15 protein-coding genes are annotated in these 13,377 nt (G+C 58.9%); 4 read left to right on the top strand and 11 right to left on the bottom strand.

The window, feature by feature from the left end; all coding sequences use genetic code 11:
- Positions 1-2 precede the first annotated feature (2 nt).
- Positions 3-536, bottom strand: coding sequence for a ubiquinol-cytochrome c reductase iron-sulfur subunit (gene petA / locus ABQ278_RS11600; protein ID WP_349319733.1), 534 nt, complete (start codon positions 534-536; stop codon positions 3-5).
- A 330-nt stretch (positions 537-866) separates the two neighbouring features.
- Between petA and ABQ278_RS11605 the strand changes: the two genes are divergently transcribed.
- Positions 867-1,364, top strand: a complete 498-nt coding sequence (locus ABQ278_RS11605; RefSeq protein ID WP_349319734.1) for a tRNA (cytidine(34)-2'-O)-methyltransferase — start codon at positions 867-869, stop codon at positions 1,362-1,364.
- Here ABQ278_RS11605 and hemN read toward each other — a convergent pair.
- A complete protein-coding gene (gene hemN, locus ABQ278_RS11610) occupies positions 1,346-2,728 on the bottom strand; it encodes an oxygen-independent coproporphyrinogen III oxidase (protein ID WP_349319735.1) in 1,383 nt (460 codons plus the stop codon). The two genes, ABQ278_RS11605 and hemN, sit on opposite strands and share 19 nt — an antisense overlap.
- Before the next feature lie 159 nt (positions 2,729-2,887).
- Between hemN and hemF the strand changes: the two genes are divergently transcribed.
- Complete coding sequence (gene hemF, locus ABQ278_RS11615; protein ID WP_349322155.1) at positions 2,888-3,745, top strand: oxygen-dependent coproporphyrinogen oxidase; 858 nt, start codon at positions 2,888-2,890, stop codon at positions 3,743-3,745.
- Here hemF and ABQ278_RS11620 read toward each other — a convergent pair.
- The 7 genes from ABQ278_RS11620 to ABQ278_RS11650 form a co-directional block, all read right to left on the bottom strand.
- Positions 3,732-3,866, bottom strand: coding sequence for a hypothetical protein (locus tag ABQ278_RS11620; RefSeq protein WP_349319736.1), 135 nt, complete (start codon positions 3,864-3,866; stop codon positions 3,732-3,734). The two genes, hemF and ABQ278_RS11620, sit on opposite strands and share 14 nt — an antisense overlap.
- A 59-nt stretch (positions 3,867-3,925) precedes the next feature.
- Complete coding sequence (locus tag ABQ278_RS11625; protein ID WP_349319737.1) at positions 3,926-4,168, bottom strand: YdeI/OmpD-associated family protein; 243 nt, start codon at positions 4,166-4,168, stop codon at positions 3,926-3,928.
- Between the two features lie 33 nt (positions 4,169-4,201).
- Positions 4,202-4,603: a hypothetical protein gene (locus ABQ278_RS11630; protein ID WP_349319738.1), complete on the bottom strand. Its 402-nt coding sequence runs from the start codon at positions 4,601-4,603 to the stop codon at positions 4,202-4,204.
- Positions 4,604-4,674: 71 nt separating this feature from the next.
- Positions 4,675-5,406 (bottom strand): glutamine amidotransferase-related protein, encoded by a 732-nt coding sequence (locus tag ABQ278_RS11635; RefSeq protein ID WP_349322156.1) that lies wholly within the window; start codon positions 5,404-5,406, stop codon positions 4,675-4,677.
- Positions 5,407-5,441: 35 nt separating this feature from the next.
- Positions 5,442-6,659 carry a CCA tRNA nucleotidyltransferase gene (locus tag ABQ278_RS11640; RefSeq protein WP_349319739.1) on the bottom strand — a complete coding sequence of 406 codons (1,218 nt, stop codon included), beginning with the start codon at positions 6,657-6,659 and terminating at the stop codon, positions 5,442-5,444.
- A 30-nt stretch (positions 6,660-6,689) separates the two neighbouring features.
- Positions 6,690-7,208: an N-acetyltransferase gene (locus ABQ278_RS11645; RefSeq protein WP_349319740.1), complete on the bottom strand. Its 519-nt coding sequence runs from the start codon at positions 7,206-7,208 to the stop codon at positions 6,690-6,692.
- A gap of 149 nt (positions 7,209-7,357) precedes the next feature.
- Positions 7,358-8,113, bottom strand: coding sequence for an enoyl-CoA hydratase-related protein (locus ABQ278_RS11650; RefSeq protein WP_349319741.1), 756 nt, complete (start codon positions 8,111-8,113; stop codon positions 7,358-7,360).
- A gap of 348 nt (positions 8,114-8,461) precedes the next feature.
- Here ABQ278_RS11650 and ABQ278_RS11655 point away from each other — a divergent pair, with 348 nt between their 5' ends.
- Together ABQ278_RS11655 and ABQ278_RS11660 are read left to right on the top strand one after the other, a co-directional pair.
- Positions 8,462-9,898, top strand: a complete 1,437-nt coding sequence (locus tag ABQ278_RS11655; protein WP_349319742.1) for a hypothetical protein — start codon at positions 8,462-8,464, stop codon at positions 9,896-9,898.
- Positions 9,899-9,999: 101 nt separating this feature from the next.
- Positions 10,000-10,845, top strand: coding sequence for a hypothetical protein (locus ABQ278_RS11660; protein WP_349319743.1), 846 nt, complete (start codon positions 10,000-10,002; stop codon positions 10,843-10,845).
- A gap of 88 nt (positions 10,846-10,933) precedes the next feature.
- Here ABQ278_RS11660 and ABQ278_RS11665 read toward each other — a convergent pair whose 3' ends face one another.
- Both ABQ278_RS11665 and ABQ278_RS11670 read right to left on the bottom strand, forming a co-directional pair.
- Positions 10,934-12,262 carry a dihydroorotase gene (locus ABQ278_RS11665; RefSeq protein WP_349319744.1) on the bottom strand — a complete coding sequence of 443 codons (1,329 nt, stop codon included), beginning with the start codon at positions 12,260-12,262 and terminating at the stop codon, positions 10,934-10,936.
- Between the two features lie 96 nt (positions 12,263-12,358).
- Positions 12,359-13,330 carry a glycosyltransferase family 9 protein gene (locus tag ABQ278_RS11670; RefSeq protein ID WP_349319745.1) on the bottom strand — a complete coding sequence of 324 codons (972 nt, stop codon included), beginning with the start codon at positions 13,328-13,330 and terminating at the stop codon, positions 12,359-12,361.
- Positions 13,331-13,377 lie beyond the last annotated feature (47 nt).

Raw genomic sequence — 13,377 nt, forward strand, 5'->3', positions numbered from 1 at the left:
GCTTAGCCCACCTTGATTTTGGTGTCGGACAGGAAGCTGTACTCAGGCACTTCGAGGTTCTTAGGGGCAGGTCCCTGACGGATACGACCAGACGTATCGTATTCCGAACCGTGGCAGGGGCAGAACCAGCCGCCATATTCGCCCGTGCCGAAATTGGGCACACAGCCGAGATGGGTGCAGACACCGATCAGGACGAGGTATTGCTCATGCCCTTCTTTGACACGCTCGGCATCGGTCTGCGGATCCCGCAGGCTCTTGACGTCGACGGCCTTGGCGTCAGCGATTTCTTTCTTGGTGCGGTAACGTACGAAGAGTGGCTTGCCGCGCCATTTGACGACGGCCTGCATGCCCTCTTCAACCTTTGAGAGATCGTATTCGATGGAGGCGAGCGCCAGGGTATCCGCAGCCGGGTTCATCTGGCCGATCAGCGGCACCGCGACCATCGCCGCCGCACCGGCCGCACCAGCGCCTGCCGCAATGTAGATAAAGTCGCGACGATTCGGATCTTGACCGCCGCCATTCTCAGGTTCGCTCACCTTGCCACCTCTTCTGTTCGCAGCCCGTGCATCCCCTCTGCAAGGCGGATACCGGACCTACTCAAATTATCTTCAGCACTGATGACTGATTCTGTTAACAACGTAACGCCTTGCGCGTGTTTTGCGCAACTGGAGCTCATGCTAACAGCGTCTATAACCACAATTCCGTGACGGATACAAACCACTCGCGCACTTTTCTTGCCTAAATTTTGCCATGGATTAAGCAAATTTCTGCGAATGACTTGCAGCTAGACTTTTTCGACTGGACAGAGGTCCCGGCAAGTTGTGAAACCCGCCCGTCTTCGCCCCCTTCCATGAAAGCCCGTCCTCATGCGCCTGGCGCTTTATCAGCCCGATATTCCGCAAAATCTTGGTGCCGCCATCCGTTTGAGCGCCGCCTTCGAGACCGTGCTTGATGTCATAGAGCCGTGCGGCTTTCCGCTCGGCGACAAGGCGATCAAGCGCGCGGCGCTGGACTATGGAAGCTGCGCCAAAGTGTCGCACCACGTATCGTGGGAGGCCTATCTGACTTTTTTGCTGGCTGACATGCCGTCGGCGCGCCTCGTCCTCTTCACCACGAAAGCCGCCGCGCCGCTTTATGAGTTCAGCTTCCGCGACGACGACATTTTGCTGATGGGGCGTGAAAGCGCCGGCGTGCCTGACGACGTCCACGCCCGCGCCGACGCCCGTCTGTTCATACCGATCTGCGCACAGGCGCGTTCGATCAATGTCACCAACGCCGCCGCCATGGCGCTGGGCGAGGCGCTGCGACAGACCAACAGCTTCCCTGCCCGCCCCCACAGCCTGCCTCATGCGACTTTGGAATAACGCGCCAGGCCATCCGGTTTTTCCATGTAGCGATCAAACACCGCGCAGACATTGCGGATCAGCATTTTCAACGGCGACCGCAAGGTGACGGTGCGCTTGTCGATGGTGATCACGCCCAGCGCCTCAAAGCCTTTCAGGCGCTCGAATTCTGCATCGAACGCATCCGACGGCAGGCCATGGCGGGCGAGAATGTCGCCGACATCGGCCTCGAAATAGCACATGAGTTCAGCAATGACAGCGCGGCGCACCAGATCATCGCCGCGATAGGCCCAGCCGCGCGCCGTCGCCAGACCCGTTTCACGCACAAGGCGCTGGTAGGTGGTGCTCTGGCTGACATTCTGTGCCAGTCCTTCGTCGAACTCACTGATAGCCGAGGCGCCAAAGGCGACCAGGCGGTCATTCGGCTGATCGGTATAGCCCATGAAATTACGGCGCAGACGATGGCGTTTGAGCGCGACCGCCAGACCATCCTCGGCATGGGCGAAATGATCAATGCCGATAGGTGTATAGCCTGTGGCGGAGAGGGTTTCGGTCATGCGCTCGAAGAGGATCATCTTATGGGCGGCATCGGGCAGGCTTTCAGCGTCGATCAACCGTTGATGCTTACGCACCCATGGCACATGGGCGTAGGAGAAACCGCTGAGGCGATCCGGATGCAAACTCAAGGCATCGGCCAGGGTGGCGCCAAAGGCGGCCTCATCCTGAAACGGCAGACCATAGACGAGGTCGAGGCCGAGCGACTTGATGCCGGCATTGTGCAGGGCGTCGACGCAGGCGCGCACCACCGGCATCGGCTGAACACGGTTGATCGCCTTCTGCACCTGCGGGTCGGTATCCTGAAGGCCAAGGCTGACGCGGTTGACGCCCAGACCGGCATAGACGCGTGCCATATCCGGCGTTACGCGGCGCGGATCGAGTTCAATGGAAATTTCAGCATCGGCCAGAAAAACGAAGCGATCGCGCAGCACATCGAACAGAAGTTCCAGATCCTTCGGCTGCAGCAGGCCCGGTGAACCGCCGCCGAAGTGCAGGCTGTGAACATAGGGGCGCATGCCGATCTCGCGGCTGACATGGGCGATTTCGGCCACCAGTTGATCGACATAGGCGGTGACGGTGGCATAGCGTTTGGTGATCTGGGTGTTGCACCCGCAGAACCAGCACATCTGCTCGCAAAAGGGCACATGGACATAAAGCCCGATACTGCCGCCGGACGACAGCCCACGCAGCCAGCCAGCGTGCATATCCGGCGCGACAGCTTCAAAATGATGAGCCGAAGGATAGCTTGTATAACGGGGCGCCTCGCGGTCGAGCAAATGACGCGGGTCGTGCTCCTGCCAGGTGCGGGCGGTTTCTGTTCCGGCCATGGAATCTGTCCTCAATATGCGATGGGGGTTTGTAACATCGCAATCCCATAAGTTTTATGTGGCTATTGGTCGCAGCATTTAAAAATTGGGGGTAGCCCGTCGCGCGTGTCCGCGCTATCAGGCTGTCCCATGACACAAGCCGCCCCCCTCCCCGCCGACATGCTCCAGGACCGCCAAACCCAGGCCGCGAACTGGTTCCGGTCATTGCGCGATTCGATATGCACCGCATTTGAAGCGCTGGAAGATGAGGCACCAGCCTCGCTCTATGCCGGTGAGGCCGGCCGTTTCGAACGCACGCCGTGGAGCCGTGACGCCGGTGGCGGCGGCGAAATGTCGATCATGAAAGGCCGCCTGTTCGAGAAGGTGGGCGTGCATATCTCGACCGTGCACGGCAGCTTCTCACCGGAATTCGCCAAATCCATCCCCGGCGCCGACGTCGATCCACGTTTCCACGCCACCGGCATTTCGCTAATCGCCCACCTGACTAATCCGCATGTGCCGGCGGTGCATATGAACACGCGTTTTATCACCACCACGCAGAGCTGGTTTGGCGGCGGGGCAGATCTGACCCCGTTGATGGCCGCCGACCGCCATCAGGACGCGCCGGACGCCATCGCCTTCCATAAGGCTTTCCAGGAGGTCTGCGATGTCGCCGATCCGGCCTACTACAAAAAATTCAAAACGTGGTGTGATGAATATTTTCATCTGCCTCACCGCAACGAACCGCGCGGCATAGGCGGCATTTTTTACGATCACCTGAACAGCGGTGATCACGGCGCCGATTTCGCCTTTACGCAGGATGTCGGCTCAGCCTTCCTTCACATCTATCCACAGATCGTGCGCGGACGTTTGAATCGACCATGGACCGAAGATGACCGCGAGGCGCAACTGGTGCAGCGTGGGCGTTATGTAGAGTTCAATTTACTCTACGATCGCGGCACTATATTCGGATTGAAAACAGGTGGTTATGTGCCTTCCATCATGTCGTCCATGCCACCTGTTGTTAAATGGCCATAGCGACATGGCGTATGGGACTGATGATCACATCGCCACAGACCACAATAGACCAGTGAAACAGCAGGACGCTGATCGCAGCTACGCCGCGCAGACCATCGCGTGTCTCAAAATGTATTTTCACGCTGTGTCCCTGGTTACATAACATGATGACAGCGTCATTCGCTCTCGGGTTCAAGACGATTACCCCGTCCAGCGCGTCTTCATGTAAAGACCGCCAGCTTCCAGTTCATCGAGCATATGCCTGATGCGCTTGTCCCGCGTTCCTTCGCGTTTGGCCTGATCAATCCAACCGATGTAGTCGTTCTGTTGGTAGGGCGGGCGTTCTTCGTACTTGCCGTACAGACCGCGATCTTTCAGAGCCTTGCGGATATCGTCCGGCATGTGATGGATTTCAGGGATCAAGCCGGATTGATCGCTTGCCATGTTGACCTCTTCAAAAAAAATTACTGCTTAAATCTATGGAGCATCCATTTGAAATATTTGCATCTCACCTGTAGCCGCATCTGCGTCTAACGACCAATGGTCGGGGAAATTTTCTTCGGTCAGACGGCAAGATTTATGAGTAATATGAGAGATATAAAAAAGAAAATCGTAAAACTGCGGCCAGTTTTCAGCATGAACTTCACGAGGATCGATGTCGAATTCAATCTGATCCTTTGTGAAGAAATGGCATTTGATTGTTTTGCCCGCCACAACAATCTTGGCAGTCACCCCATTGCGTTCGTGCATAATCGAGATAGCTGACAAAGAGGTTAATACTTTTGTCCAAATCTCACCGTCGATAAAAAGTCTGAGAGGATACCTGCATTGCAGGTCTGCCAATACAATATCCCAATCATGTTCGGATGTATTCAGCACATATATATCACGCCAACTTCCGTCCCTTACGAAAGCCAGCTTTACACGTTCCCAAGACGGGCTGCTCGCCACTAAGTGCCCAAAAACTTCGAGATTGCGCCCAGCAGGTCATGACGCTGGCTAGGCTTTTTCAGCGTCTCGACAGCATGATCGACCAGGGCCGGATCAATGCGGATTCCGCGGCGGCTGAGCAGCAGGTCGCTGGCGAAATCCTCGCAAAATTCCGGATGACACTGGAATGACAGGCCCTTGCGATCGGTATAGTAGAGCGCGCCGTGCGGGGTGAACTCAGAGCCGGCCAGCAGGATGGCGTTTTCCGGCTTCTTCACCACCTGATCCTGATGGGTGACGGCGCAGGCGATTTTGGCGGAGCCTTGGCCCGCCAGCTCCTGCCACAGGTCGTGAGCCTCGACCGTATATTCATGCAGGCCGACACCCCAGCCCTTGGAGGATTTTTCGACATGGCCGCCCCAGGCCTGCGCCATGATCTGATGGCCGAAACAAATGCCGACGACCGGCGTTTGGGTATCGAGCGCACGCAGCCAGTCCATCAAGGCCACGATCCACGGATCGCTCTCATAGACGCCCGCCGGTGAGCCGGTGATGACGACGCCCTTCAGCGCGGTCGTCTGTTCGGGCAGTTCGCCTTCCAGCGTCTTGAACACCCTGAAGGCGCGCCCTTCCCGGCTCAGTAATTTCGAGAACATGTCGGCATAGGTGCCGTAGGTCGCGTCCAGCCCCGAAGGCGGCACGCCCGTTTCCAGAATGGCAACATAGTCACCGGCAAACTCTGAACTCTGCATCACATCAAGACCCCGAATACGCCACCAGCGTTGGGCTATTTCGCAGTTGCGTCAAGAGCCCGGTCGATCACGCTTTGTGAAAAATCATGATTAACCCATTCGGTTTCGATTTGTTTAAGAGCCTTGCCAAGTTCCGGACCTGCCGAATAGCCGCGCTTAATCAGGTCGGAGCCTTTGAGCGGAAACACCGGAATTTCAAGACCTTGCAGCATGGCCATGACGTAATCAACGGCGGCCGGGTCTTTGTTGAGATGCGCCGCCACCAGGTAGAGCGCATCCTCCGTAGCCTGACGACCGTGCAGGTACATCAGGCGCGCGAACGGCGTCTCCTGCGGACCAGCCAAAAGATCGGCCACCTTGCCGGCATCGAGCAGACGATTATAAAGGCGCTGCGACATCTTCAGCCGTGTCTGCGCCACCTGCAGAGCTTCTGCCTTTAATTCGATACCGCAATCGAACAGGGCGATCAGCCGGCGCTCAGGCTCATCGGACAGCCCCTTCATAACAACCAGTTCGGCCAGATTGGCCCCGCTCCAGCCGGGCACGACAAGCGGCATAAAACCATTGACCGCCATAGCGGCGAAGGCCGGCATCGGATCGGGTAGTTTCAGCGTCTTGAGCAACTCCTGCTGGATGCGTTCACCGGAAAGCCCGTCGATGCCGTTCTTCAGCGCCACGCAGGCAGCCAGAGACTCTTCGTCGATACCCCTGGCATAGCCTGCCGTGAAACGGAAAAAACGAAGGATGCGCAGGTAATCCTCACGGATGCGCTGTTCGGCCTCACCGATAAAGCGCACACTGCCCGTCAGCGCATCCTCAACACCATAGCCGGTCGGATCGAACACCTGGCCGTCAATATCGGCGTAGAGGGCGTTGAGGTAGAAATCGCGGCGCAGAGCGTCCTTGCTCCAGTCGGTCGTATAGGCCACCACCGCGCGGCGGCCATCGGTCTCGACATCTTCGCGCAGGGAAGTGATTTCATAGGGCTGACCCTCCATCACCGCCGTTATCGTGCCGAAGGCCTTGCCCGTCGGCACGCTGCGGATGCCGGCGGCGGCGAGTGCCGCCTCCGTCTCTTCGGGCGTCAGTTGCGTCGACAGGTCGAGATCGCTGATGGGCTTGCCCATCAGGGCGTTGCGCACGCAGCCGCCGACAAAGCGCACGCAGCCTTTACCGCCTTTGGCTTCAAGCGCGGCAAAAACGGCGCGCGTGGCGGTGGACATCATAGCGTCAGAAAGAGGAATCGTGGTCATGCCTAAGCCTAGGCTGTCATGACCGCAAGATCAAATGACCTTGACGACCTGACCGGCAAAAGCGAGATCGGGCTGGCTATAGCGGATCAGCAGGCGATTGGCATCAACCGGCCCGGGCAGGGTCATGTTCGTGGCCTTGTCAAAGCCGAAGGGCTTGAAATAGCTCTGCGAACCGACCAACAGCACCGCGCGCAGGCCCTTGGCGAAGGCCGCATCGACGCAGGCGCCGATCAGATGCCGGCCGATGCCACGACCGCGCTGATCTTCCTCGACCACGATCGGCCCCAGGAACACAAGGGGCTCATAGGTATTGGCGTCGAAATCATGGATAAAGATCGGCCACATACGTACCGAGCCCAGCAGACGCTGGCCCTGCATGGCCACAAAGCTCAGGTCCTGAATGACGTGGGAGTCTTCACGCAGGCGCTCGGCCGTCTTGACAAAACGGCCGGGACCAAAGGCGCGGTCGGTCAGTTCCACGATACGATCGTTCAGATCGGGCGTTTCAAGACCGATCGTAAAATCCAGCGTCATTGCGTCCAGAGCCAAAGCTATACCCTCTCTCAGTCAATAGTGACTGATGAATACTGGCCGCGAGATAAGACGAATATATGAAAAGGTCAATAAAAATGGCAGCATAACAACAGTCGCCGCCCGCAATTAATGCGACTGTTTGTGTCATGCTTAGCATCAAGCTCTTAACGTGACAGGAAAGCCATAAAGGCGGCTTGCGCTTCCGGACTGAGCAGTTGCTGACGGAAGATGGCGCCTTCGGCACGGATCACCTGCCACAGCTTTTCCGGATCGCGCATGAAGGCCTTGGTGTGGCGCAGGCTCGATGGCGATAATTTCAACAGCTTTTGCGCCATGCCAAGCGCGGTTTCGTCGAGGTCTTCGCGCGCCACCGTGGCATTGACAAGGCCAAGCTGTTTCGCGTCCGCCGCGCCGATCACCTCGCCCAATGCCATCCAGGCGAAGGTGCGCTGATGACCGATACGCTCAGGCAGCAGCAGGGTGGAGCCGGCTTCCGGCACCAGGCCCAGCTTGAGGAAGGGCAGGCTCAGGCGGACGTCTTCCGCCACCACGACCAGATCGCAATGCAGCAGCAAGGTGACGCCGACGCCGACCGCCTGGCCCTGCACCGCCGCAATCAACGGCTTTTCAAAGAAGGTTATCGCCTTGAGGAACTGGAAGACCGGCATGGCGTCGTGGTCGGTATCCGGGTTTTGATAAGCCGGCAGGTCCTGCGCGAAATCGAGGATATCGTTGCCGGCGCAGAAATCGCCGCCTTCCGCGGCGATGACGACCACGCGCACGGCGTCATCGGCGGAGGCCTGCGCCAGTCCGGCGGTCAGGTCGGCGTACATGGCCTTGGTCAGGGCGTTTTTCTTAGCGGGGCGGTTGAGTTTGAGCGTCAGGATGCCGTTATCGAGATGGGTTTGTATGTCGCTCATGGTGGTTTCCCTGTTTTACACACCTTAGTCGAAATTGACGTGTACGGCAACTATGCCGCAAGGGAAGCCGCCCACCTATTTTGATCTCCAAACCGCCCCTTTGCGATTTGGCAAGCGCGACGGCGCGTCCGAGCCGATGCGAGGAGCCCCAGCGGCACTTGAACAGACAAACAAAGCCAAGGGCGACCGCCCGCTGCGCACGTTTGCGCGTAAGCCGTGCGGCGCTTGAGCAGGCATATAATGCCTTGCATTCGCCACATGTTGAAAATAAACCTATTGAAAATTAATCCATCCCGTTGCAAACCGCGATGGTTGTCTACAGGTCTGGAGCCGCGGAGAGTCGCCCCAATGAAAACATCCTTGAATTTCAAAAAGATGGCGCAACGGGTGCAAACCCTCGTCATCGCAGTCGGCCTGGCTTGCATAGCCAGTGTCAGCACCAACGCGGCCTATGCCGCACCTAAAAAGGAAGTCCCGGCCGGTCCGTTCAAGATCGACCCCGCGGTTCAGGCCAAGAGCATGACCGATATTCCGGCAGTCATCGCCCTCGCCAAGGTCGATTGCGTCCCAGCCAACGCCTATTTACTGGGCGCTACCGAATTCGACAAGGCTGGCACCAAGGTCAAGGGGCAGCTTTATGAAGTTGCCTGTAAAACCGGCCCGGGTTTCATCATCACCAGTGTTTCACCGACCGAAGTCGGCCAAGCCTTTACCTGTTCGCTGGCTGCCAAGCTGAAAGCCACCCAGCCTGACGCCATTCAGTGCGTCCTGCCGGAGAACAATCCGCACTACGCCTGGCTCAACACCGTGGTTCAGCCCTATATCCCTGGGTGTCAAGTGAGCGACGCCCGCGTCATCGGCTCGACATCTACCGAGCCCCTGATCGACCGTTATGAAGTCGGTTGCGGTGCCAGCGCCGGTGGCATCCTCGATTATCCGCAACTCGGCGCCAAGGCACCGATCGAATACAAGAGCTGCCTGACCGTCGAAGGCACGCCTTCGGCCTGTAAATTCACGACCAAGGAACAGCTTCTGGTTACTCTGAAGCCACTGGCCGCCCAGGCTTCGGCTACATGCCAGGTTAACAACGTTCGCTTCATCGGCGTTTCCAAGGAAAACGACAGCTTCTTTTATGAATTCGGCTGCGCCAACCAGCCCGGCTTTGTCGTGCTGACCAAGACAGACAACTCCTACCAGCGTATGGTGTCCTGCGCTGCCGCCGCCGGTCTGGGCGGTTGTACCTTCACCGACTCCGGCGCGGCTTCGAAAGATGCCAGCAGCGCTTTCTCGAGCCAACTGGCCAAGGGCGGTTTCCCCTGCACCGTCGAAGAATACAATGTCATCGGCACACAGGAGCAAACCAAGCGCGACTACATCGAGTTCAAGTGCAAGGAGCAACCCTGGGGCCTTATCGGCTTCGTGCCTCAAGCCGGCAGCACCTCTTCGCTGCGTCTGAACGATTGCTTCATCGACCAGACGAGCCGCAAAAGCTGCACCTATGTCACTGAGCCGATGCTGCGCGCCCAACTCGACAAGCTGATCAAGATCGCTCAGCCGGGCAAGGGCTGTGATGTCAGCCAAGTGCGTTACATCGGTGAATCCGATGGCATCGAAGGCGCCCTGCTGGCCGAACTGGCCTGCTCGAACAAGCGCGGCTACATCGCCATCGTTTCGGCGGATCGTAACAAGATCACCGAATCCGTGCCCTGCACGATCGCCAAGTCGCACAAGGATCCCATCCAGTGCGAAATCCCTGGCAACGGCACCTATGCCGCCGCTGAGTAAGCGATTTTACCCTTAAGATGTCAGGCCCGTGAGGTGTATGCCTCCCGGGCCTTTTTCATGTCCATTTGCTGCGTTAGCCTTGACTGAACACGACGGAGACGATGATGAACCTGAGGCTATATATCGTCCTCGCGGCTTTGGGCTTAAGCGGTTGCAACCGCATTGCCGACCTGCTGGAAAAGCCGGAGACAGGCCCGACACGGGTAATCCCGGCGCCGCCAGGCGATGGTGATATCCGCCTTTATCCACCGCTGGCTGATGCGAAAGACCAGTCACCAGCCGCTCAGGTCCGCGCCGGTGATTGCGCAAAGACAGTCTGTTTTCAATGGGGCAGGAAGCACTGGAAACCTTTGCCGAAAACAGACGTCAAGGCTGAAGCCTATCTATCGGTCATGATGCCGTCTGGCTCGGACTATAGCCCAGACATTTGGCGGCCCATCGAGAGCACAGGCAAGCGCGTACTCGTCAGCTCTGCGGGGGTAGACGGGGTGGCGCGCGGCCTCTTCGATGGTCTGCGGATCGGTTTGCAGGATACGTCCGGCGCCACCTATTTCACCGCCTATTCGGTCGAGAGTGGCGACCTGCTCAAAGCACGTGGCCTGTGTACGCGTGACATGGCGACGGATGCCGGCAATCCCGCCAAGGCCGGCTGCGCTGAAAAGGTCGGGCCCGATCGCTACATCCTGCCCTTCAATGGCGATGTGGTGATCGCCTCGGGCAAGGTGTGGCTGTTGCATCGTCGTCCAGATCGTTCAAGCAACCGCGTCGATCTGTTCGACCTGCCGCGCGGCCCAGCGGTTTGCCTGCCCGGCTTGATCATTGATACCGAGGGCAAGTGGATGGGGCCGCCAGAAGCGGCCTTATCACCAGATTTGTTTGTGTCGCGTTCGCGGCCTTCGGCAGAGTATGAGGCGCATAAGGCCAAGCTTCTCAAAGCCTGCTCTTAAATACTGCGACCGTTAGAACAAGAAGCCCCACCACCAACGCGCAAGGGCGCGTGGGTCCGCTCCCCGACAAGTCGGGGAGATATAAGTATTACAGCGACTCCATGAAGCGGCAGGCCTCACCGAGGCTTGGTTGCACGATTTCGTCGTCACGCATGACGATCTTGCCACGGATGATGGTGGCTTTCGGCCAGCCGGTAACTTCCAGCCCGTCGAAAGGCGTCCAGCCGCAGCGCGAACGCATATCTTCATGGCGCAAAACGCGCTTGTGGTTAAGATCGACCAGGGTCACGTCGCCGTCGAAGCCCTCGGCCATGCGGCCCTTGCCGGCCACGCCAAAGACGCGCTGGGCACCGGCGGAGGTCAGATCGACCAGACGCTCCAGCGACATACGGCCATGGGCCACGTGGTTGAGCATCACCGGCAGCAGGGTCTGCACGCCCGGCATACCCGAAGGCGAGGCCGGATAGGGCTTGGCTTTTTCTTCCAGAGTATGCGGCGCGTGGTCAGAGCCCAGCACATCGGCGATGCCACCATTGATGCCATGCCACAGGCCATCGACATGATACTGGTCGCGGATCGGCGGGTTCATCTGCGCCAGACCTTTCAGGCGCTCATAGGCTTCCGGCGCCACCAGGGTCAGGTGCTGCGGCGTGATCTCGACGGTAGCGATGTCCTTGTTTTCGGCCAGGAACTCGATCTCTTCGCGTGTGGTGACGTGCAGGACGTGGATGCGCTTGCCGGCTTCACGCGCCAGCCGGACGAGGCGGTGCGTCGACTGGATGGCCGACTGGGCGTCACGGACAAAATCGTGGCTGGTCCAGTCGTTTTCGCGCGCCAGCGGACGGCGCTCGGCCAGACGGTATTCGTCCTCCGAATGGAAGGTGGCGCGGCGATTGACGTTCTTCAGCACATTGGCCACGCCCTCGTCATCGGCGATCAGCAAGGTTCCGGTAGAGGCCCCCATGAAGACCTTGACGCCGCAGCAGCCCTTGATGCGCTCAAGCTCGGCCAGTTCGTGGACGTTCTCGTGCGTGCCGCCGACATAAAAGGCGTGATCGCAGTGCATGCGGTGATGGGCGCGCGCAAGTTTGTCGGCGAAGGCCTCGGCATTGGTCGTCGTCGGGTTGGTGTTGGGCATTTCGAAGACCGCCACAACGCCGCCCATGACCGCCGCCTGCGAACCGGTCTCCAGGTCTTCCTTCCACTCAAGGCCCGGTTCGCGGAAGTGGACCTGCGTATCGATCACGCCCGGCATGGCCAGTAGGCCGGTGGCATCGATGACATCGGCGGCGCTGGCCTGGCTCAGATCACCGAAGGCAGCGAACTTGCCATTAGTGATGCCGATATCGCCCTTGCCACGCCCGGCGTGATTGATGATGTCCGCGTTGCGGATGATAAGATCGAAGTTTTTCGGCATGGCAGGCACCTGTAGTCCAGTAAAATCAATGCGCGCGACTCTACGAGCCGCCCCTCTTTGTGGCAAGGGCGTGCACCGGTTTGTGAAGCAAAAGATTCAGGGGCGGGCGTGCTCGGCCATATAGCGCTCGATGGTCGCCGCCACGCGGTCAATCGACAGATCAAGCATGTGGCAAACGTTCTGCTTAAGCTTGGGATCGATGATCTGGATATCGGCCAGGCTGCGCGGGCCGCGAATGGTATGGACATGCCCGCCCAGAGGCGCGGTCGCCTCATCGGAAGGGCCGTACAGGCCAAAGGTCGGGATGCCCGCGGCAGCGGCCAGATGCAGCCACAGCTCATCATTACCGACGAAGAACGCCGCGTGTTTCAGGGCGGCAAAGGCGCTCAAGGCATTCTGCTCACCCGAAATTTCCATAACCTGCGCGCGCGACGTGGCCATGCGTAGGGCCTGCAGGGTGTCGCGTTCGCTCTCACCGCCTATGATCAGCAGACGATAATTGGCGAACGGACCGTCGTCACGCATAAGCCGTGTTGCCAGCACGGCAAACCGCTCGGTGGGCCAGCGCCTTCCCAACCAGCTGGCGCCGGGCGCCATGGCGATCAACGCCCCCTGCCCGCGCCCGTTATCGATCAGGCGTCGAACACCCGCCTCACGACGCGGCGAGATACGCAGGCCCGGTGCGATCTCAGCGGCATCAAGTCTGAGCTTGGCAGCGACCTGCTCGACCACACCGGCCGTATCATTCGGATTGAGCGTAAAGCGCGTCTTCGCCTTCATCATGCGCGAGATCAGGGTTGGGCCGATATCGACGCATAGGCCCCACTTGCGGCGGCTCAGTTCGCTGAGCGAACCCAGCGCCTTAAGCTTGAAGATCGGTCCGTCGAATGCTTGTATCTCGTCGACCAGATCATCATCTTGAAAAAGTTCGGCTGAGGCCGAGCTGGTGGCCAAGGTGATGCGGGCGTTCGGGATTTCCTGCTTGAGGCGCGCAATGACACCGCTTAAGGACAAGGCCTTGGCAGGCTCGCACAAGGCCAGCAGAAGAATCGGAAAATCAGCGCTCATGCCGCATACTTAATCCCTAACTGCGCTATAGCAAGTCCCGCCCCTTT

The organism is Asticcacaulis sp. MM231 (genome assembly GCF_964186625.1).
Classification (GTDB): domain Bacteria; phylum Pseudomonadota; class Alphaproteobacteria; order Caulobacterales; family Caulobacteraceae; genus Asticcacaulis.